Source organism: Herpetosiphon sp. (genome assembly GCF_003512625.1).
Taxonomy (GTDB): Bacteria; Chloroflexota; Chloroflexia; order Chloroflexales; family Herpetosiphonaceae; genus Herpetosiphon; species Herpetosiphon aurantiacus.
On the sequence record NZ_DOPT01000057.1, the window covers coordinates 1 to 21827 of the forward strand.

A 21827-nucleotide genomic window follows, 5' to 3' on the forward strand; every position below is an offset into this window, starting at 1 on the left:
CCCACTGCGGCGGGAGAGGGGTGTTCCATCTGTCATGATGGGATGGATTCCCCCTCGCTCGCGTGCGGGAGAGGGGGCTAGGGGGTGAGGGAAATTAGAGCTTCGTACCAACGATCAACAGCATCGAACGCCATTCGGGCCGCAAACTCGTCAGCACCCATAAACCAGCTTTGGTGACAACCCGCAATGGGTGGCGCAAAATCCGACCTTTTTCAATTCCGACGCGCTCCCAAGCATCGCCAAAAAACTCTTTGGCAACCTTGAAGCCAGCTTGTTCAAGCATCCAACGCAATTCGGCCATGGTATAGAGGCGGCTATGATTGTAGTAGCGCTGCGGCCCATCGAGCTGCATTGAGCGCGTAAATTCCTTGAACGATTCGAATGGTCGTGCCAGCACTACATCGCCAAGGGTTTTCATGCGACTTTTGAAATAAAATTGATTTGGCGTGGAGATAATCACGCGGCCACCTGGCTTGAGCACCCGTAGCATTTCGGCTAGTGGCTTGAGCGGCGAGCCAGCTAAATGCTCGATCACCTCAGAAAACACCACTGCATCGAATTCACCATCGCCATAGGGAATGGGCTGTTCGTCGAGATTACAAAACTTGACCTCAACATTCAGTTTTTGCCAAAGTTCAGCCCGATCTTGGGGGAACAGATCGATGCCTGCAACCTGATAGCCTGCTTGGCGCAAAATTCCGGTGAAGGTGCCTGGGGTTGTGCCAATTTCGAGGATGCGAGCAGGTGCTGCTGGCAAGGCGCGGAGCAAGGCCCGAAAACGGTAGCGATGCAGGCGAAAATAGGCTGGTTTGGCCTCGTTGGGCATCGTGCGCCCATAGTCTTCAACAAGTTGATCTAAGCGATGCATACTATCCTTATCATGCTGAGTAGCAATGTGCTAGTTAAATTTTTGGCTCATTTGTAATGGTTCATTCGATATATCCTCATCCCCAGTCCTTCGTCCACGAGGTAAACGAGGCGATCTGTTCCCCCTCGCTCGCGTGCGGGAGAGGGGGCTAGGCGTGAGGGATGCTCATGATGATTAATCTAATGCACTACTACTGGTTGTTTGGCTAATTTGTTGGCACAAGGCCTTGATCCTGCCAGCGCGGGCGCGATAGGTATGCTCTTGCACACATTGGCGGCCAGCCTGCTCACGCTCAGGGCGCAGCGGATCGGTTAAGGCATCGACGAGAGCTTGCTCTAAGCCTTGGATGCTGCCACGCTCAAAATAATAGCCGATCTGTTCGGGCAAAATTTCGCGCAAGGCTGGAATATTCGGCAAAACGACCGCCCGCTCAACCGCCAAATATTCAAATAATTTGAGCGGCGAGGCGGTTACGTCGGTGACTGTATCGGGAATGACCAAAACATCGGCAGCATGTAAATAGGCTGGCGTGGCGCTTTGCGGCAAGGCTCCCAGAAAACGCACGCTCTCGCCAAGCCCCAAATGGTTGGCCTGCTGGCTAAATTGGGCAATTTCAGCTGGCCGCCCGCCGATGAACAATAATTGAGCGTTTGGCATCGCTTGGCGTAGGCTCGCAAAAGCAGCAATCAAGCGATCAATCCCACGATAGGAGAAGGTCATTCCAGCATAGACAATTAATGGTGCAGTTGGATCAAGCCCAAGCTGCGCCCGCGCCTGTTGGCGATCGTGGGGCTGATACAGCGAATCATCAAACGCATCGGGGATTACGGCCACATCGCTGGGTTTACGCCAGCCCAAACGTGCCAAGAGTTGGCGAAAATCATCGGTCAATGAAGCTACAGCAGCGCTCCGCCCAAGCGTCAAGCGATCAAGCAAATTGAGCACGGGCTGCACCCATGATTCTTTGGCGCGTGACGGATTCCAGCTTTCCAGATCATGGGCCTCGTAGATCACCGGAATGTTGAGCAACGGCCCCCAAAGCGTGGCCCACCAACCAGCGGCAATCACCTCGCGCACATAGACCACATCGACGGCCTCGCCGCGCCAACGTTGGCTGGCTACGACAGCAGCACTCATGGCGGCAAAAACGCTACGTTCAGCGTAATACCACAAAGTCGATTTTTTAAAACGCGAGAGCTTGCCAATTGCTGGGCGTTGCAAGTGTGTTGCGCCGACCTCTTTAAATCGGCTTGGTTCACGCAACCAGCGCGGAATAATAATCAAGGTGTTGGGCGCTTGTTGGCGCAATTCGCGTAGGGTTGTCCAGGTTTGAATCGCATTGGCCGAAGCCAGCATCAAACTGGTTGGATAAGCAATATAAGCAATTCGCATAGGTTAATTCAAATAGTAGTTAAATAACATTCAAGCTTAATAAGCAGGCTAATAGTACCACTATTGCCCAAAAGCCATGCATGATCGCAACCATATAAGCAGTTGATGAAATCTTGAGGGGTAAAACCACGAGGGACAGCCAACGGCTGTCCCTCGTAGCGTGAAACTTATTGATACTTGTAGATCAATGGGAGATAGTTGGGCAGGCCAGTATAGTTTGGCTGCAAGGTAATTGCTTGCGAAGTCAAACCTGTTTCGGTGTAGTTGCCTGCGCCGTCGAGGAACCGAATATGTACAAAGCGTGTGCCTGATTGCGTGCCAGTTAAGGCATTGACCAAACGTACATAATCGACACGGTTCGTACCATCGCCCAAGCCAATGACATCGCCATATTGCAAGAAATCTTGTGGAGCAGGGAAGGTGCTGCTTGTGGTGGCAACGACCCACACGCCCCAATAGCGTTTATCGGCTGGTGCACTATTCATAAAGCCATCATCAGTTACCACCGCAGTGAACTCCAAGGGAATGACTGAAACATTGGTGTTTGCACCGTTTGGTAAGCTAATGCTCCCGCCAGCAGTCAAGACTGGCGCATCATCGTCGTAGGTAAATTGTTTGGTGGTCGTGCTTTGATTACCGAGTGTGTCGGTGAGAATCACGGTTGCATTGACCGTTTGTTCTTCAAAGCCTGTGCCTGAGCTATCGTTGCCAGTTACAAAGCGATCAAAGGCCGAGAAGCCCGTGTAAGGGTAGCTCGATCCATTGACAACAAATGGCCCTGCTTTATGCCGTGTAATTCCAGAACAACCGCCAGTTTCTTGGGCAATCGTATAGGCAAAGGTCATGTTACGGGTATATTTTTCCGAAACCCGATCAGGGGCAAATGGTTGCGACTGCACTTGTTCCAAGCTGGCAGGGCGGGCACTAGGCGCGGTTTCCATGGTGTAGATTTGCGGCGTGCTTTGGATGGCGCTATCGATTGAGGCGCTAACCGCTTGTACGCTTGAAACCCCACCATTACTACTATTGCGCAACTGCACATAGACTGCCGTGACACATGAAGTTACCCCAGCCCCAGTATTGACGGTTTTACTAGTGTTCAAGCCTTCCCATGCTGGTGAGGCTGATTGCGCCGTGAATGCAGTGGTGCTGACCCGCATTTGGTCGGGGTTGCCAATCATGTTGGTAATTGTCAAGCCAACATTTGGGTTATTGCTGGGGCTTGCGCTGCTCCGCGTCAGGGTAAAGTCAACAGGTGGTTGCGTTGGAGTTGGTGAGAGGGTTGGGGTTTCAGTAGCAACTGGTTGACCACCCGTATTCCCATCGATGCGATAGACATTAAACGGTTGGTTTGATGAGGTACGATGATGCCAAACTGCCGTTACCAGCCCACCTCGTGTTTCAATTTGCGGCCATGCCCGACCGACAATCGCTGCATCGATGGTTTGAATTGGATTGAAGGCAATGCCTGGGTTAATTTCTTGGGCGACTAACGCTTGGGCTGTATCGCCAGGGCCGCTTAACCACGTAGCATAAACCCGATCAGTTTGATCGTTGTAGGTTACCGCCGGAAATTCGTCGTAGCTTGTGCCACTACTTAATTGAACCCGATTGCTCCAGGTGCCGTTTGTACCTTGTTTGTAGTAAACAATGTGGGTACTAGGAGCCATCGAATACACAGCAATAACCGTATTGCCTTTTGAGGTTAGTGAGGCAATTTTAACTTTGCCACTATCAAGGTTGTTGGAAACATTCCAGGTCGTCCCATTGAAAATGAGATAGGGGAACTTTGCATCGCCAAGATAGGTTAGGTGAATATTGCCATCGGCAGTTGCGGTAGCGCGAGGATATTTTTGGTTGCTCCCGTCATTGCGCACGACCCGACCACCAGTGCCGGTTTCCCATGCCCCATTGGCCCAAATCCGGTGAATAATTTGGGCCGCTGAGCTAGCGCGGCGGTCGCCCCAGAACGCATGAATTTTACCGGTTCTGTCGGCAATAATCTCCGGTGTTGAGCTTTTGGTTGAGCTTAACACAGTAGCAACACTAGGAGTAATGCCACTTGCCGAGAACGTGATATAACGGTGAACGGCAAACCCTTCAAAGTTAATGAAGATAATATGCGCACGATTGCCTTCGATTGCCATCGAAACAAATGGATCAGCCCCGTGGCCTGCGTTCCCATTCACAATATACGGATTCAGCCATGTGCCACTCACATTATTGGTATACATGACCTCAGATGGGTCAGACGTGCTGGCTGCCAGCCGAATCCAGGTAATGTGGGTTTTACCATTAGCATCAATCACAACATCGCTGTGCAAATTTTTGAGTGCGCCTGCTGCGACTAGTTGAGCTTGGCCCCAACCAACCGCGTTGGGAGCTGCGGTAACTGGAGTTCTGTTGCTTACCATTGAGGCAAACAAGCTTGCCACTAAGATACAAAGCAGCCCTATGGATTTCTTCGAGGTCGTTGGTTTCATTGTGCGTCCTTATTCTTGAACAATGACATTATCAAAAGCCAGCATGCCTTCGGCAAATCCATAGACCCCGGTTTGCCCACTGCTGAATGTATCGTCTTGGGCTTCGAGCACCGGAACTCCATCAAGCGTGGCGATGATGCTTGTCCCTTTGAAACTCAAGCCCAAGGTTGTCCAGGTTTTGAGGTTCCAACCTTTATCGTTAATTGCGGCAAGTTGGGTAAAGATTTCAGTCTTGCTATCATAGCGTTGGATGGTGATTGTTTTGCCGCCTTCGGCCCCTGCCGGACGCACCGCTACAACATAGAAGCCGTTTTCATTGACCCGACCAACCAAGCCCATCACGCTATTGCCCCAGGAATAGCCTTGGGCCGTGATGCTATAGTCTTTCCAATTTTTATCGCCAGTTACCAGCGCGGTTGGAGCAACTGCTGGCCAACCTTCTGGCCCAGTTACTTGCTCGACTCGGCCTTCTTTAATCGCCCATTTGGATTTTTCAGTTGAGTTCATCCAAACGTCAATCACCTCCCATTGGCTTAGATCGCCATCGAAGGTGCTGCGAAACAGCTCAGGAGCCTTATTTGGATTTTCAATGGCAGGCGCTCCTTGAACAACTTCGGTTGGCAATGGAGCATAGGTTGGTGCTGGTGGAGCGGTTGGTAACTCGCCTAATGATCCTTGTTGAGCGCTGGTATATGCGCCACACGCACTGATGGCTGTGGTGAGCAACAGTAGCCCACACAAGGAACCCATAATATTTCGTCGCATTGAACTCCTCCTAAGTTCTGGTGAGAGTTTGGAATGAATACAACATTGTGTATTGCGGTTATTGAGCGTAGCACGATGCTGTTGATTCTGTCAACGTAAAATCAACGTGCTTAGTAGGTTAAAAGATGAAGATTAGCTAAAAGTTCCCTGATAGCGGCTGCTTGGCTAAAATTGCTGTATAAAGCCGAGCGAGCCGCTGGGCGACTTGAGGTGAATAAAATTGTTGGGCTTCTTGTTGACAGGTTTGGCTGCGAGCCTGGGCTTGTTCCGAGGTTTCAGCTAAAATTGTGGCTAAGCCAGCCCAGAGTTGATCAGGCCGATGTGGCGCGATGCTAATGCCGGCAGCAGCACTAAAAAATTCGGGTGTGCCTGCGCTGCGAGTCGCCACGAAGGGCACTCCCAAGCTTGCTGCTTCTAAAACGGTGCGGTTGCCGCCTTCAATAATCGAAGGTACGGCTAGCACGTCGGCTCCAGCAAAATACTGCGGCATTTGCTCACGGGGAATGCCTCCTGTAAAGATTACTCGATCGGCCACGCTATGGCGATGGGCCAATTGGCCTAAATATTCGCCATAATCGCCAAGTTTTTCGTCAACTCGATTTGGCCCGCAAATCAGTGCTACAGCCTGTGGTAAACCCACCAAGGCCTGAATCAAATCATCAAAGCCTTTGACTGGCAATAAACGTCCTGCCGCGACGATCACGTTGCGCCCAGCAATTGCAGGGTAGGTTTGGCGCAACCAAGCTCGACTTTCTGCCCGAAAGGCCGCTTGATCGCGCTCGAAATATTCGTCGCGAATATTCCGACCAATCGTGATGATTTTCTGCGTTGGGCAGCCAAATTGCTCGGCCATCGCACTGGCACTTGGTGAAACCGAACGAATTGCCGCAGCTCGCGCAAAGGTCAATTTGAGCAAAGCACGGACTCGTTTGTAGCGAGCAAAACCATAGCTGATCGAATCATCAGCAATTAAGTCGCCACCACGGATGGTTGGTACAAATGGCCGTCGATCAATCAACGAAGCCACGGCGGCAATCGCCCCCAATGGATAAACCGACTCAACGTGAATAATCTCGATCTCAGGGTGTTGGCGCAAAAAGCTTAAATAATCGCGCAGCAAACTGAAAAAATAGCTATATTCAGTCAAGCGTCGGCCTACATTATTCAATAGCCGATCGCTGCGCTGCATGCTCACTGCTGGCCGATAGACCTGAATTGCACCATCTTCGACCAACCAACGGCTTTGGCGGTCGCGGCTGGAGTCGGGCACAAGAATGCTGGTTTCATGGCCAAGCGCCTGCCAGCGCAACAAAAATTCTTCATGCACCCGATCAAGCAAGGCAGCGTTGTAGGCAGTGGTGAAGTAGAGCATGCGCATTGAATTTAGGCTCCCTGAGTGCGATACCAATCCAGTGTGCGGGCGATGCCAGTTTCAATATCGACGCTTGGCTCAAAACCCAAGATTTGGCGAGCAGCACTAATATCGGCCAACGAATGCTCAACATCGCCAGTACGGGCTGGACTGTAAATAATCGGTAGTTCTTTACCAACTAGTTTGTTCAACATCGCAACCACATCATTAAGGCTAATGCGCAAGCCACAAGCAATGTTAAACACATGGCCAGCCGCAGCAGGCACGCTTGCCGCCAGCAAATTGGCCTGCACCACATTCGCAACGTAGGTAAAGTCGCGTGATTGATTGCCAGTGCCATTCATGGTGTAAGGTTCGCCTTGTAAGGCCAAGGTCATAAAACGAGCAATTACGCCCGAATATTGCGAAGTTGGGTCTTGGCGCGGCCCAAAAACGTTGAAATAGCGCAAGCCAACCGTTTCTAAGCCATACACATGATGAAAAACCTTCAAATAGCTTTCGGCGGCCATTTTGCTGACTGCATACGGCGATTTGGGGCTCATGGCCATAGTTTCGACTTTGGGCAAAATTGGGGTATCGCCATAGACCGATGATGACGCTGCAAAAACGACGCGCCGTGCGCCATGCTGCCGCGCCGCTTGTAACACATGCAACGAGCCGCCAGTATTGACCGCATCGGTGGTTAGCGGGTCGCTGACCGAGCGTGGCACTGAGGGCAACGCACCTTCGTGAAAAATTACTTCGCAGCCAGCCACCGCTTGGCTCACAGCCTCGGCATCGCGTAAATCGCCGCGCACCAACTCAATATCATTAATACAATGCGCCAGATTATGCTCATAGCCAGTCGAAAAATTATCGAAAACCCGCACCTCATCGCCGCGTTGCAAGAGCGCATCAACCAAATGCGAGCCAATAAAGCCTGCGCCACCAGTTACTAAATATCGCGCCATAAAGCTATTCCTTTTTAGTTAAGTTCAAAAATCGCAATTGGGTTATTGCTATCGTTTGGCCGTGGGAAGCGCTGAATCACCGTGGTGATGCTGCTAAATGGCTGATTTGGCTCAAAACCATCGCGCCGATCAAGCGCTGGCTTATCGGCTAGCCCCAAACTGCTCAGCAATAATTGACCATAGATCTTGAATTGGGTGAAGGTTGTGGGCACACGATGCTCGGGCCGTTCACCAAATTGATAGCTATAAAACTGAATATGATCGGCCATGGTTCCCTCTTGATCGATCAAGTGGGTCACGCCTTTTTCGCGCAAATAATCGAGCATGCGCCGTTGATCATAGACCTCAAGAATGTCGTTGTTCAATTTGCCATCGATATTCAGCACATGATGACCAGAATAATATTGATAAATGCCCGAATTTTTAGCCCCGATCAAGGCATCACTGGGCAAATTATCGCGCATCCACAAGGCTGCTTGATACATCGTTGGTTGCGATTGACTAGGCGCTGTTGCTTTTTCTTGCCAAAAGCGTGAGCTATCGAGGGTTTGCACAATCAGCACGCCCGCAATCAGCGCTGGCACGGCCAGATAGCTGATCGATGGCAAACGCTGGAGCATTGCCGCCAACGCCCATGCCAGCAAAATAATGACTGCCAGCGACCAAGGCACAAAGTGACGTGGATTATCCTGCTGCATCATATAGCCATAATAAACCAAGGGAATCGGCAGATAGAGCAAGAGCGGTAAGCCAAGCCAGAGTTGACGACCAACCCAAAAGCCCACAAATGCCGCAAAAATGGCCAAACAAAGCGCTGCGCCAACTACTGAGCGTCCCAATACTTCCATCGAAATTGCGCTATTAACGTACCAACCATCAAGCCCATTTGAGATGGCGTAGGAGTTGACGTAGCTGTGCAAGTAGGTCAAGGCTTTGCCACTACTGGGCGAAAACGAACCAAATACCGTCAAATTACGCCAGAAATAGGGCACTAACAGCGTAAACGTCACCACGACATAGCTCGTGAGCATGGGCAATTCACGGCCTAAGCGTTTGGCTCGCCAAGCCCAAATCAAGCGAGCCGCGGCAATCGAGGCAAAGAGCAATGCTCCATCTAGGCGGGTCAGAATCATGGCAGCCGTTAGTGCGGCAAGGCCGAGATTATGGCTTAATTTTTTGGGATCGATTTTGACCGCAGCTAGCAGCGTCGTGACCCAGAGCAACAAAGCCATCGACGTTTCCATGCCATTGACGGTAAACCGCACTAAAACGGGGTTTAGCGCATATAAGATTATGCCAAATAAACTTGCTTGCCAGTTCATCAAATGTCTCAGCAAATGCCACAACGGCCACATGACTAAACTGGCCAACAATGCACAGATAATCAAGTTGACAGTAAAGCCTAAGGCTAAGTTATCGGGGGCAAAAACATAGGGAATCGCCCCTAAAGTGAGTGGATACACCGGATGAAATCCATTGGTTGGCGTGATACCATCGGCGGTGATCCCTTGGCCCATGGCCCAATTGCGGGCAATGGCCGTCACCATCCAAGCATCATCTTCGAGCACCAGCAAATGGGTTTGCAAGGGCAAGAGCGCAAAAATCAGCCGCAAAAGTAGGCCACATACGCTGACCGCAATAATCAACCCTCGAATGGCTTTAACTGAAACTTTCATTGTGCTTGCTCAAATAGGCCACTATCACGGCGGACAAACATCCGAATGCCTCGGCCTTCAACGCCGCTGGCTTCGATCAGCCGATAGTTAGCATCAAATAATGGATGGCTAGTAAACATTGGTGCAGCAACCCATGGAATTAAGCTTGGTTTTCGATCACGGAGCACATAATCGGGGTCTTGCTTTTCGTGGCCAGGTTTGCCCGCCTTGCTCGGATCAATTGGCAGATGCGCAATATGCAGATCGGTCAAGCCATGAGCATCAATCGTTGTGCGTTCTGCATAATAGGGTATGGCTCCGGCAGCGGTAACCGTTAGCGTGGTTTCGGGCGGTGTGCTGGCTTTGATCCATAGCCCAACTTCACGATAGCGATTGACCACATCGGTCTCGTACCAAGCCGCCGAACCAACTGTTAATGGGCGTTCTTGCTGAAGTGGCTGGAGCAGGAGCAACAGGATTGCGCTGCTGGCTACGATTGCACTAGCGCCCAGCCAACGCCGATAGTGCCAAAGTTCGCTGATGCCCCAGCTTGCCAAAAGCGCAAACCATGGCACAGTTGCGACCATAAAACGATAACCTGGCATCCAATCGCCGCCCACGCTAATCGTGTAGCTGGTGTAGAGGCCAACGATTGCCCATGTGATGATGGCAAGGATGGGTACTTTTTTAGTTTGATACCAACGCAGCCCACTTGCTAGTGCTCCCAGCCCTAAACCAAGCCAACCTAAGTAGTAGCTACGGTTAAAATCAATAAAATAATTAATCCCTCGTTCGGCTTGTTTGGCTGTGCCACCAACTTTGGCATAAAACGTGTTGGGCAGTGGATAGCCATAATACCACCAACGCGCCAGCCAGTAGGGTACAAAGGTCAGGCTCAAGATTCCGGCGTAGCGTATTAGCGGCTGCCAGTGCTTGGTTTGCCAACTTTGCCAAATTGCCAGTAAGCCAATAATCCCAGCCAACAGCATGCCATCAGGCCGAGTCATAATCGTGAGCGTGGTGGCGATCGCTGCATAACCCCAGACCTGATTGATCGCAAGTAGCACGGTTGCCAAAATACCCGCGCAAAAGAGTGCGGTTTCCATGCCGCTACCCAAACTTGTGTAGAGCAATAACGGCAAATTGAGCAACATCAAGGGTATCGCTAGGGTCATCCAGCTACTTTGATGCAAGCGATGGGCCAATTGTAAACTTAAGACCACAATCACCATGCCCAAAAGCAGGTTGGTTGCATGGGTGACTAAAATTGGGTCGGCCCCAAGTTTAATGCTGAAGCTACTTAATAAGGTCCAAAGGAAATTGGTAAAGCCTTCGACCCGCTCGTCAAGGTTGAACACCAACCCCTGACCATTGGCCAAATTGGCAGCATAGCGAAATGAGATAAACGCATCATCTAAAATCCACGAGCCAAGGATTTGAGGGCTGCTAATCAGCCAAAAGCTACTGAGTGGCAAGCTTACCCAGCGCCATAGCTGCGGCAGATTGCGCATGCATTGCCAACCAATCACGTTGGCAAAAACCAAACTGATCAGAAGAAAATCCTTTGGCAAAAACTGGGGCTGGTAGCCATAAACCCCAAGCAGCCACTGCCCAAACACAATTCCTGCAAAGCCCACTGGAATCTGCCACAACACCATTAACCCTAAGCCAAGTGCCAAGCCTAGCCAGGCGACGAACGATTGGGTTGGTTGGGCTGCCAACGCCTCAATTTGGATGCGTTGCACCACAATGCCCAAGGTACGTTGATCAGGGCTACGCCATTCTGCCGAGGTCAAGTCAAGCAAAATATCATGATCAGGGTGGGTTAAACCAGCGGGAAGTTGCACATGATACCATTGCCATTGATTGCTCAGATTAAGTTTGAGCAACGCTTGCTGATTGACCGTAACTGTTAAGGGCATGGTTTGACCATCGGTGCGACAGCCACAGAGCAATAGATTAAGCTGTAAGGGGGCGGCAACATTCTCCCAATAAGGAAACGCAATGCTGCCACGTCCGCTTGTCCAGCGAAATACACCTTGCTCTGTCCGCTCAACTTCCTTAAATCCATAAAAATTTCGGAAGTTTTGAGTTTGGCCTTCAACCAGAAATTCGCCTTCGCTGCCCATCACAACATCGATGCTAGGCCGCGCAGGCGGAATGAGAAAAATAATGGCGCTCAAGGCAATTAGCGCCAATGGTAGAAATCGTTTAAATCGCTGCATAGCTATAATACGCGCCGAAGCACGCCCTTGAATGGAAGTTTCATGCTCAATAAACGCTCTCGCTCAGCCGGATCAAGCCCGCCGAGCAATTTCAATGTGAGTAAATAGAGGCCAGCCCCAATTGCGGCAAACAGCATCAACGGCAACAGATTGATTAATTTAGTTTGCCAGCCAGCCGCCGCCTCAGGCATTGGCCAAAGTTGCATTAACCCAATGAGGGCCACCGCAAAACTGGCGCTGGCAGCACAAACCCGCAGCCAAAACCGCCAGGGCAATTGCAAGCCCAAATTGCGCCATCCATAATAGAGCGTGATCAAGCGGGTGGCAACTCGCACTGCGCCAACCGCAATCGCCACGCCCAACATGCCATAGCGTGGTAGCAACACAAAAACCAATGGCACACTGATAAAGGCAAACAAGCGCGAAATGATCACAGCGCGATATTGCTCATAAACCATCAGTACATTATGCGGCACGCTCAGCAACGATTCGCCAAAGGTAAATGCGATAAACACAATAATTAAGCTGCTGGCATCGGTGTAGAGTGGATACAGCACCGCCACCATGCGCGGAGTGAGCAAGGCCAAACCCACGCCTGCTGGCACAATCAACAGCCAAATCATGCGGGCCAAACCACCATGAGCATCTTGCAACGATTGGGGATCGCGGCGCAATTTGATCCGCGAAAGCAGCGGAGTCATCACGCCGTTGAGCGGCATCCAAATATAGCCAAGGTAATCTTTGGCAAATTTATAGGCAAAAGCCAAAATCGCCACATCGCGGGCATTCAGTTGGGTCACCGTAAACAGCGTTACAAACTGAATATCATACACCCAGGTGGTGATTTGCATTAAATAGGAGACTGCGGCAAATTTGGCAAAACGCTTAGGTAATTCGGGATCGCTCGCCTCGCCCTCGCCAGTATTGGATAGCTCGCGGCTGGCGCGTAAGGCTTGCCACGCTGCCATCAACACGCTAACCAATGGCGTGAGCACCAAGCCAATCAACACCCCCGTGATGCCCCAACCCAGCAAAATAAAGATCGTTACCAAAATTGGTTGGAGCAAGGTTGTAACTAAGGTGATCAAGTTCCAAGCGCGTTGTTTGAAGTAGGCGGTCAGAAACTGCATAAAGACATCAAACAGCGCACCCAAAATTAATAAAGCGCTGACCACTAGCATAAACCAGTGGCTTTGGCGCTCAATTTGCTCGATCACGGCGAGCGTGCCAGTGCGTTGATTTTGCAATTTGCTGAGCTTGCTGATTTGGTCAGACGTGGCTGGTTGTTGCTCAAGGCTGCGGATTTGGCTTTCGAGTTCAACAACCTCAGTTCGTTGTTGCTCGATTAGATAATTGCCCATGGGTTGGGCCAGCAGATTCAAACCGAGCACCAGCACGGCCATAATTGCCAGTTTAAGTCCGATCATACGCCAGAGAAAGCGCAAAACACCTTGGCGACCTTGGCGTTTTTCCACTTCAGGGATGAAGCGTGGCAAACTACGTTCGATCCCAAGGTCGGCGTAGGTGCCAATTGAAGCCGCCAAACTGGTGAGGAGAAAAATCAAAGCGACCTGCTCAGGTGCAAGCCGCCCGTAATAAATCACACTGGTGATGATGCCAACTAAAAAGCGGGCTGGAAACAGCAGCGTATTCCAAAGCGTTGCGCTCCAAACCTCACTGGTGAGGCTCCGCTGCGGTTTGTTCGATTGCACTTAACGTACTCCAGTGGCTACCATCCCATTTCCGATCAAGGGCGGGTAGGGAATAGCAAGCGGGTTGCGATGTGGTGGCAACCAGCGAATGGGTTTAAAGCCAGTTTTGATCCGTGGTTGTTTAAAGCCGGCGGCTTTGAGATCGTTTCGCAAGCGCCAAGGGGTATACAAATTAATATGGGTGGGGTCGGTATCGCCCGACCAAACTTTGCCAACCAAGGGAGCCAGCACCCGTCGGATATCCCACAGATTGGGAGTGGTCAGAAAGACCATGCCGCCAGGTTGTAGTACCCGAGCGCATTCCAGCAGAAATTCCACGCCATCGGGCACATGTTCAATCACCTCGTTGGCGAGCACCATGCCAAAGGTTTGGTCGGCAAACGGAAACCGCGGCGCAGCATCCATCTGCACCAGATCGACATCAATCAATTTGGCTGCTTCGCGCAAAGCATAAATGCTGGGGTCTACGCCAATTGCGGTTGCGCCACGGCTGCGAATATAGCGCAACCCCGGCCCCGCGCCACAACCCACATCGAGCACTGGCCCTTGGGGTAAGTGCTTGGCCAAGCCACCAAACGCGAACATCCGGCGGTATTGCACAGCAATTTTGCGGTCGGATTTGCTGACCTGCGGCGCAAAATAGCTGGTTTCGTCGATCTTAGTGCTCATTGATTACTCGCGTATAGACCTGCTCTAAGGCGGTCGTCCATCGGGCCGGATTATACCATACCTCGCATGTTTGCTGCCCACCGCTGCGGAGTTTGGCAGCTAAACGCGGCTGCCCAAGAATCAAATTGGCGGCTGCGGCCAAGGCTTCGGGATTGTTGTAGGGTGCTAGCAAGCCATTTTCGCCGTGGCGCACAATTTCGTTAACCACCGGAATATCGCTGGCAACCAAGGGCGCACCCGCCGCCATGGCTTCGAGCAAGGTCAAGCCAAAGCCCTCATAACGGGTCGGCGTGAGATAGACATCGCAATGGCGAAAAAGGTTGACCAAGGTTGCATCATCAACCCGCCCCAAAAAATGAATCTGTGGTTGAATATTCAGTTCTTGGGCGATTCGGTCAACTTCGGCCCGTTCAGCGTGGTTAATCCCCGATACCATCAATAAATTGGCATTGGGATATTGCTGCAAAATTGCTGGCATGGCCCGCAAGGCCAAATCGTAGCCCTTGCGCGGAGTCAATTGCCCAACAAATAAAATCCATGGGCGGCTTACCTTCAAATCAGGTAAAACAACCGGGGTAGTCTGAATCGCCGAATCGTCAATCCACAAGGGAATCACACTTGATTCTTGCTGCAATCCCATGCGTTTAAGTTCATCGGCCTCGAATTGCGAGCATGGAATTAGCTGATCGGCTTCCCACAATGGGCGATGCAAGCGCCAATTGCGTAGATGGTCGCGGATTGTGCGCCACGAACGGGCCGATTTGAGGCGTTGCCAAAATTGTTGTTTCGTCCAAATTGGCCGCTGATAGTGGATGGTTGTTTCAAATGGACGCTCACGATCATCAACCAAATAGGCATCGTGATACGGCCCCAACCATGTATAAACCGTGGGAATCTTGTGCTGTTTGGCCCAGGCACTCGTTTGGGCGGCCAGCACATTGCGCGGATGCATAAAATGAATCAAATCTGGCCTTGGACCATGCTCCAAGGCTTGTTGCAACTCACGATTTGGCGCGTAGCCCGAATGCACGCGTTGCACTGTTACGCCCTCGATGATTTCATGACGGGCAGCTAAGGCAGGTCGTTTGGGATCGTGGGTTCCAATCGCGCGAACGGCATGACCGCGTTGAGCCAAACCGAGCGCCACAATTCGCTCAGGCCAGTTGCGAAAGGTTGCGGTTACCCCGCCTAGCCCAACAATCAAAATTTGCATCGATCTATCCTTAATTTTAGAGATCAGGGGTCAGGGGCTTTTGATCCACGAAGGACACGAAGCGCACGAAGCATGTTTTAGCCACAGATGAACACAGATTGATCAGATTATTTCTGTATGTTGTCTACGTGCCTCAAGTTCTAATCCTGCCGCATTTTCATCCCGCATCCTTTCGTTCTCTGCGCCTCTGCCTTAAACAAACTGACCTTTATTTAGTTCCTAAATCCTAGCCCCTTTGTGCGCTTCGTGTCCTTCGTGGTTTCGGTTACTGCTGCTTTAATAAGGCAAAATCGCCAGCCTCGGCCACAATCACCCAGTCAGGATCGTTCAAATAGCGCTCGATTGCAGCGCGAGTTTCGGCGCTATTGCCTGGTGGCCGCCGATCAAACACCAAATACTCGGCTCGCTCAATATATTCAGCGGGATACGATTTATTGCCTGGAAAGAAGTAGATTTCTTGGCGCTGGGCGAGGTGTGGTGCCAGAAAGGTGCTGGCGGCAACAGCGGCATCGGCAGGCACTTGAGCCAAAATTGCCCGGGCATCGGCTACCCGTGTTGGATTTTCGCGGTTGCTCAAAGCGGTTTTTACCACATTATTCAAGGTCAAATTACCAATAATCCCAATCAGCAATAAAACCAGCACCGCGCCATGCACTGCCCGTTCGCGCCATTGCGAGTTGCGCACTGTCCAGCGGGTGAGATTCAGCAAACCTTCGACCGAGGCCACGAGCAAAAATGGATAAACTAACGAGCCATATTGATAATTTAGGCTGAATTGGACTGCATTGGGCGAGATTAAGTTGAGCGCTAAAACTGGTAATGCCAACAGCAAGGTTGGGCTGAGCAAGGCCAAAAAGCCGCCAAGCCCAAACAATTGCCACAAATATTTGAGTTTGGGCGGCTCGGTCATGACGCTAAAAGCAAGGGCTGGATTGGTCAGCATAGTTGTGATCACATCGCCAACAGTTTTGCCAAGCCTGCCATAACTGTAAATATCAGCAATAAAATTACCCTCGCTGAAGGCTGGAACAATTACGCCCAAAGCCACCGCAACCCAGGCTGGCCCTAGCACCAAAGGAAATGCAATAAATTTCCAAGGCTTGCGCTGCCAAGCTGCATATAAACCAAAGGCAATTAACGTAAAACCTGCCTCAGTTTTGGTGCACATCATCAAAAATAGAAATAAACAATACAATCCCAAGCGTTCACGGCGCAAATATAATAATGCTGCCAAGGCAAATGGAATCATAAATGAGCGCAATTGAAACTCGTACATATTGATATGCTGAGTTGTGGGGTGTAATAAATAAATGGCAGCAATCACCAAGGCATGCCATGGCTTTGGCAAAAGATCACGCACAATCGCATACAATGGCCAAGCAGCAATGCCTAAAGCAATTGTTTGCAACACAAGCAGCGTATAGGGCGATTGATATATGCCATACAATAATGCTAAGGGCAATTGCAATAACACAGGGCCATCATCAAAATCGTAGCGCATCATGGCAAACACCGAAATTTGGAATGGCCGCCCATGCAAGGTATTCCAAATCGTTTGCTCGTTGCCCGCCATATCGAAGCCTTGGCGAAACCATGCCAATTTTAGACACGACAGTGTAGCGAATACCCCGATATAGCCCACAATCATTGTTGTAAGCAGCGCTTTGGCATATGTATCGATCGTTGCAAAAAATCGTTGCATTGTTGTTCCGTATTAGCTAGGGATTTGGGGATTGGGTTTGATCCACGAAGGGCACAAAGGACACGAAGGCTATTTTAGCCACAGATTGCACAGATTGTTTTGATTATTCCTCTATGCTACGCAGTTCAAATTCCAATCCTGTTATAATTTCATCCCTTATCCCTCATAATTCATCCTTTGGCTTTCTGTGTCTCTGCGTTAAATCTCGTCGCTATTCTCTGGCCCCTGACCCCTAGCAACTAACTAACCCCTCATACACCACTTCAACTCGCTCGGCGACAGCCGACCACGGGAACAATTGTTGCACCCGTTGGCGACCAGCACGCGCTAGTTGCTCACGATAGGCTGAATCGTGGCAAAGTTGGCTGATAACGCGAGCTAAATCGGCTGAATTTTGGGCGATAAAGCGTTCGCCAGTGCTGCCAGCTTGCACCACATCATCATAACCACGCCACGACGAGGCGATAACGGGCCGGCCACAGGCTTGGGCTTCGGCTAAGGCCATGCCAAACGTCTCTGATGTATAACTCGTACCAAGCACCAAATCGGCGCAGGCCAAATAGCGCGGCAATTCGCTGTGGGCAATTGTGCCAAGAAAGTGCACGCGTTCGGCAATGCCTAATTGTTGGGCATAGTCAGCCAAGGCTTGGCGGGTTTCGCCATCGCCTAAAAAGGCCAAATGATAGGTGTGATCGAGCAAACTCAAGGCACTAATTGCATCGCGCTGACCTTTCCAAGGCATCATGCGCCCAGGATGCATCAATAACCATTGAGCATCGCCAGCAATTGCTTGGCGTAATGCTGGATCTAGCGCCAAAGGTCGAAAATGCTCGACATCAACGCCGTTATAGACCACGCTCGCCGTGCGCCCATAATGTTGCTGCAAGGTTTGGGCATTGTAGCTAGAGCACGAAAGCAGCACGGCGGCTGACTGCATCAGCTGAACATCGCCGCGAAAAAAATCTTCGCCATGGCCGTGATAAGCCGTGGGAATGCCATGGCGTTTGAGCAATGGAGCCACGACCAAATCATAAGGCTTGTGAATATGCACCAAATCGGCAGTTTTCAAAATAGGCCAAGCCCGTGGCAGCAGCGACAAGCGTTCGGCCAATTTGCGCCAAGCATAAGCGCGACGTAACGGCCCCCAAGCCAAACGTGCCCGATCAATAAATGGGAATTTTAGCACCCGCAAGCCCTGATTTGGCCGTTGAATTGGGCCTTGACCACCAACAATCGTCACCCGATGGCCGAGCCGAACTTGCTGCTGCGCCAATTCCCAAACAAAACTCTCAACCCCGCCGACTTTGCTAGTAGTCGTCAGATTGTAGTGAATAATATGCATTACCACAGCACCAATTCGTAGGTTCCCTTGACCCAATCACGGTAAAAATAATAAGCAGGCAAGCCTAAACCAAGCCGATAAGCCAAATCGCGCAGTTTGCCTTTGAGGCCTTGGGCGCGGCGTTTGCTGCCATGCTGAATGTCCAAAGCTTCCATATCGGCAACCTTGAAGCCATACTGCTGAGCCAAATCACGAAATTGATTCATCGTGTAATAATGCATGTCGCTCAAACGCTGACGATCTTGCAGACCCATCGCTTGTTTAGTTTTGAGCCGTGTGGCAACCAAGCGATCAGCCATACTGCGCGGTAACCAATTGATCCCACGAATATGGTAATGCGGGTCGCGCCATGCCCAGCGGTTAATAATTGTGAGCAGAACCCGACCACCAGGCCGAATCACCCGCCGCAACTCTGCCAACATTGCCGCCGGATCTTGCACATGCTCAACAATATCCCAGCAAATTGCCAAATCGAAGCTGTTATCGGCAAACGGCACAGCCTCGCCAACTGCATTCAAAATTGGCACATTGAGATCATAACGGGCTGCGCGATGCTTGCTAATCTGGCAATAATCACGATTGAATTCAGTTGCGACTGGCTGAGCACCAGCCTGAGCCAAGGCCACCAGTGTGCCGCCCATCCCACAGCTAATTTCTAAAATGCGCGTGTTTGCCAGCTCACCGCCAAACCGCTCGATTAATGCTAAGCGTTCGGCTTGATAACGCTCTTGCCAAATCCGTTTTTCGCGCCAAGTGGTGTAATCTGGTCGCCAGTTCATTGGCTCAACCCAGCGATCGATCTGCTCGATCAATGCCGTTTCATTTGAATCAACTACCATATTTGTTTCACCGTTGCGATCCGCCGTGTCCATAATTCAATCGACATTGCAAATAGCCCAAGGTAGGCCAAGCCAAACAGAATGCTGCTCCAGCGCCAACGTTTGAGCGCCATATCCATCAACATTGCCATCAAAATCGCCCACACTGGAATCAAGAAAATAATATGCTTATCAACCATTGGCACATTGCGATCAATCACGGTGAATAGTAACGAAACAGTTACCATCGCACACATCCAAATCGATCCCATCCACAAGCGAGTTTCGGGCTGGCGCGTGCGCAAGCGAGCGATCACCCACAAAGCAAATGGCAATAGCAGGAAGGGAATCATCAAGCCATGGTTCCATAAGCGGGTGCGATACGCGAGGAAATTATCGTAGGCTGTGGGCTGATATTGAATTGCGCCGACAGCTTCTTGGCCTTCGGTAAAGGTTGTGGTGAAGTAAGGAATCGTTTTTTCAATGATGCCTGGAATATACAAGCCATAATAGACGATCGTTGAACCAAGCACCCCCACCAACATTGCTGTGATTACTGAACGGGCTTGGCGACGTTCGCTACGCTTAGTGATGGCGATATAGCTCATCCAAATGCACAGCAACAAGCCCAAGAATACCGCCATCACCGTGTACATCAAAAATGCCACAGTCAACAAGGCGGCGAAACTCCACCAAACCTTGCGTTGATCAAGCTTGCCCCAAGCCCCAATCACAAAAGCAATGCTCATAAATGTCCACCACATACCAAAGGTGGTTGGCACATTGCCCCATGAATGCAACAAATAGGTTAATGGCACTACGTTATAAAAGGCTGCCGCCAACAACCCGACCCGTCGCGAGAAATCAAACGAACGGGCAAAGAAATAAATCAAAAAGATATAGCTCGAATCAATGATTGAACTAAATATCTTGGCCGTTGTCTCCATTTGGAAGGGCAGCAAGGCAAACGAAGTGGCGAAAATATGGAAAAACGGCGAATATGGAATAATTGGCCGATCCTTGCCGAATTCCTTTTCGGGCATCACTGACTCATTGAACGCACCTGGCTTATACATTTCAGCCAAACGACCATCCAAAATCCAGCGTACTCGCTCCATATGCCAATGAATATCGATCGCGATCATATATGGATAGACTTGGCCCGCAGCTTTGACCCAAAAGCCAAATAAAAACAAGCCAAGCAAAATCGTCAAGGTTCGTGGCTCTAATTCAATGCCACCCTTGTGCATCAGCCACGGCACAATTTTGCGTAGCGCAGCAACTAAGCCAACGCTCAAAACCGCCAGCACCGCCAAATTTGGCAACCAAAAGGTATGTGGCACACGCGCCAACATTACTGGCAGCGCCAAACCAACGCCAAGAGCCGCGCTAAGGCCAACCGCCCAAGTCCAATTGATGCCAGTCAGCAGAATGCTCGCGGCGATGCCAAGCAAAATAATGCTGAGCAAAACTACTGCAAGCAATGGTGGCAACCAAGGGCGGCCTGTCGTTGAAGCAAGCTCAACATTAAATAAGGCTACGCCCAAGGTTCGGGCACTAGCCGTTTGCTCCTGATATAGATTTGAATTCAGCCCAATTGCCAGATTGCCATTGCTAGTTGCAGTAGCTGGAATAAAGGCATGAATAATTCGCGTCTCATTGCTATCTGGCAGTGCCACAGCCACATTCGGGGCAAAATTTAGGGTTGCCTCAACTGGACTAGCATCAGGATGTTGAGTTAACAAATCGATTTTGGTTGTCCAACTGCCGCGACCAGCTAAAGGAACGGCAAGTGTGGCCTCGCCAGTTGTCCAGCGAAACGAACGATTATTACCCTGACTGACCTCGCCAGGCGAGAAATTGCCTTGGAGAAAAGGCGGATCATAATAATCGCCAAGCGTAATTGTGGCTTGAGCTTGCCACTGATAAGTAATGGTTAAGAGCAATACCGCCCAAAGCACCAAGCCCCCAACCGCAGCGAGCCAAACCCGCCATGGCTCAGCAAAAATCGATGATCGATCTCGAAAAAGCGTTGAACCAACCAATTGCATGCGAAATCACTCAATCACTAAAAGGTGTTTAATCTCATATTTTGCTGAACAATTATAGGCGATCACCCTACCTTTGCAACCAATTTGACAAGCAAGGCCATCTGCGGTAGACTTCACGGGCTGTCAACGAATGACTCAAATATAGTCACGACACGATAAACCGAACGAAATCAACCACAAACAAAGGTTTGACAAGAACGATTGAATGTGGTAGACTTCACGGGCTGTCAACGAATGACTCAAATACAGTCACGACACGATAAACCGAACGAAATCAGCCACAAACAAAGGTTTGACAAGAACGATTGAATGTGGTAGACTTCACGGGCTATCAACTGATAGCAACGATGTGAGATAAACATCAAACAATTGGCAACAAACTTCCGTTTGGTTAGTAAAATAAACCTGCGGATTTTTTATCGCCAAAACTGCACCTTTCCAACTGATGGGTGCTGCGTCCGCAGCACATTCCATGCATCATAACAATATTTGTTTCTTTGTCACCGTCAATGCAATTGGTTTGTTGATCTACCAATTATGAGTGACCGTGCTACCGCTCAATAAATTAGTAGTACACGCAGTGACTACGGTCACTTGTCGGCGAGTTTGA

The 21827-nt window shown here is 50.4% G+C and carries 14 protein-coding genes and 1 pseudogene; all 15 read right to left on the bottom strand.

The genetic code is table 11. The features are described 5' to 3' along the window. Positions 1–94 precede the first annotated feature (94 nt). Positions 95–868, bottom strand: coding sequence for a class I SAM-dependent methyltransferase (locus tag DEF47_RS12205; protein WP_012191807.1), 774 nt, complete (start codon positions 866–868; stop codon positions 95–97). A gap of 174 nt (positions 869–1042) precedes the next feature. Further along, positions 1043–2260 (bottom strand): glycosyltransferase family 4 protein, encoded by a 1218-nt coding sequence (locus tag DEF47_RS12210; RefSeq protein WP_012191806.1) that lies wholly within the window; start codon positions 2258–2260, stop codon positions 1043–1045. A gap of 167 nt (positions 2261–2427) precedes the next feature. Then, positions 2428–4743 carry a hypothetical protein gene (locus DEF47_RS12215; protein WP_012191805.1) on the bottom strand — a complete coding sequence of 772 codons (2316 nt, stop codon included), beginning with the start codon at positions 4741–4743 and terminating at the stop codon, positions 2428–2430. 9 nt (positions 4744–4752) lie between these two features. Then, a complete protein-coding gene (locus tag DEF47_RS12220) occupies positions 4753–5508 on the bottom strand; it encodes a LamG domain-containing protein (protein ID WP_012191804.1) in 756 nt (251 codons plus the stop codon). Positions 5509–5644: 136 nt separating this feature from the next. Further along, entirely contained in the window at positions 5645–6886 is a 1242-nt protein-coding gene (locus tag DEF47_RS12225; RefSeq protein WP_012191803.1) for a glycosyltransferase, read from the bottom strand. A gap of 5 nt (positions 6887–6891) precedes the next feature. Next, positions 6892–7830 carry an SDR family oxidoreductase gene (locus DEF47_RS12230; protein ID WP_012191802.1) on the bottom strand — a complete coding sequence of 313 codons (939 nt, stop codon included), beginning with the start codon at positions 7828–7830 and terminating at the stop codon, positions 6892–6894. Between the two features lie 14 nt (positions 7831–7844). Next, a complete protein-coding gene (locus tag DEF47_RS12235) occupies positions 7845–9506 on the bottom strand; it encodes a DUF8728 domain-containing protein (protein ID WP_012191801.1) in 1662 nt (553 codons plus the stop codon). Next, positions 9503–11710, bottom strand: a complete 2208-nt coding sequence (locus tag DEF47_RS12240; protein ID WP_012191800.1) for a DUF8728 domain-containing protein — start codon at positions 11708–11710, stop codon at positions 9503–9505. Before DEF47_RS12240 ends, DEF47_RS12235 begins: the two co-directional genes overlap by 4 nt. A gap of 560 nt (positions 11711–12270) precedes the next feature. Continuing rightward, positions 12271–13137: pseudogene (locus DEF47_RS25285) on the bottom strand (oligosaccharide flippase family protein); the annotation flags it as partial. Positions 13138–13422: 285 nt separating this feature from the next. Continuing rightward, a complete protein-coding gene (locus DEF47_RS12250; protein ID WP_012191798.1) occupies positions 13423–14091 on the bottom strand; it encodes a class I SAM-dependent methyltransferase in 669 nt (222 codons plus the stop codon). Continuing rightward, entirely contained in the window at positions 14081–15304 is a 1224-nt protein-coding gene (locus DEF47_RS12255) for a glycosyltransferase family 4 protein (protein ID WP_012191797.1), read from the bottom strand. Before DEF47_RS12255 ends, DEF47_RS12250 begins: the two co-directional genes overlap by 11 nt. Positions 15305–15569: 265 nt before the next feature. Further along, on the bottom strand, positions 15570–17006 hold the full coding sequence (locus DEF47_RS12260) for a DUF2079 domain-containing protein (protein ID WP_012191796.1): 1437 nt from the start codon (positions 17004–17006) through the stop codon (positions 15570–15572). A 232-nt stretch (positions 17007–17238) separates the two neighbouring features. Next, positions 17239–18348, bottom strand: a complete 1110-nt coding sequence (locus DEF47_RS12265; protein WP_012191795.1) for a glycosyltransferase family 4 protein — start codon at positions 18346–18348, stop codon at positions 17239–17241. Beyond that, positions 18348–19187, bottom strand: coding sequence for a class I SAM-dependent methyltransferase (locus DEF47_RS12270; protein WP_012191794.1), 840 nt, complete (start codon positions 19185–19187; stop codon positions 18348–18350). Before DEF47_RS12270 ends, DEF47_RS12265 begins: the two co-directional genes overlap by 1 nt. Then, positions 19181–21217 carry a putative glycosyltransferase family protein gene (locus DEF47_RS12275; protein ID WP_012191793.1) on the bottom strand — a complete coding sequence of 679 codons (2037 nt, stop codon included), beginning with the start codon at positions 21215–21217 and terminating at the stop codon, positions 19181–19183. The genes DEF47_RS12270 and DEF47_RS12275 overlap by 7 nt, the downstream gene beginning before the upstream one ends. Positions 21218–21827 lie beyond the last annotated feature (610 nt).

What these genes read in the sequence shown, in the direction of transcription:
- DEF47_RS12230 (WP_012191802.1), bottom strand. Translation starts at nt 7,830, where the DNA reads ATGGCGCGATATTTAGTAACTGGTGGCGCAGGCTTTATTGGCTCGCAT.
- DEF47_RS12255 (WP_012191797.1), bottom strand. Translation starts at nt 15,304, where the DNA reads ATGCAAATTTTGATTGTTGGGCTAGGCGGGGTAACCGCAACCTTTCGC.
- DEF47_RS12265 (WP_012191795.1), bottom strand. Translation starts at nt 18,348, where the DNA reads ATGCATATTATTCACTACAATCTGACGACTACTAGCAAAGTCGGCGGG.
- DEF47_RS12225 (WP_012191803.1), bottom strand. Translation starts at nt 6,886, where the DNA reads ATGCGCATGCTCTACTTCACCACTGCCTACAACGCTGCCTTGCTTGAT.
- DEF47_RS12275 (WP_012191793.1), bottom strand. Translation starts at nt 21,217, where the DNA reads ATGCAATTGGTTGGTTCAACGCTTTTTCGAGATCGATCATCGATTTTT.
- DEF47_RS12220 (WP_012191804.1), bottom strand. Translation starts at nt 5,508, where the DNA reads ATGCGACGAAATATTATGGGTTCCTTGTGTGGGCTACTGTTGCTCACC.
- DEF47_RS12205 (WP_012191807.1), bottom strand. Translation starts at nt 868, where the DNA reads ATGCATCGCTTAGATCAACTTGTTGAAGACTATGGGCGCACGATGCCC.
- DEF47_RS12240 (WP_012191800.1), bottom strand. Translation starts at nt 11,710, where the DNA reads ATGCAGCGATTTAAACGATTTCTACCATTGGCGCTAATTGCCTTGAGC.
- DEF47_RS12270 (WP_012191794.1), bottom strand. Translation starts at nt 19,187, where the DNA reads ATGGTAGTTGATTCAAATGAAACGGCATTGATCGAGCAGATCGATCGC.
- DEF47_RS12260 (WP_012191796.1), bottom strand. Translation starts at nt 17,006, where the DNA reads ATGCAACGATTTTTTGCAACGATCGATACATATGCCAAAGCGCTGCTT.
- DEF47_RS12250 (WP_012191798.1), bottom strand. Translation starts at nt 14,091, where the DNA reads ATGAGCACTAAGATCGACGAAACCAGCTATTTTGCGCCGCAGGTCAGC.
- DEF47_RS12210 (WP_012191806.1), bottom strand. Translation starts at nt 2,260, where the DNA reads ATGCGAATTGCTTATATTGCTTATCCAACCAGTTTGATGCTGGCTTCG.
- DEF47_RS12235 (WP_012191801.1), bottom strand. Translation starts at nt 9,506, where the DNA reads ATGAAAGTTTCAGTTAAAGCCATTCGAGGGTTGATTATTGCGGTCAGC.
- DEF47_RS12215 (WP_012191805.1), bottom strand. Translation starts at nt 4,743, where the DNA reads ATGAAACCAACGACCTCGAAGAAATCCATAGGGCTGCTTTGTATCTTA.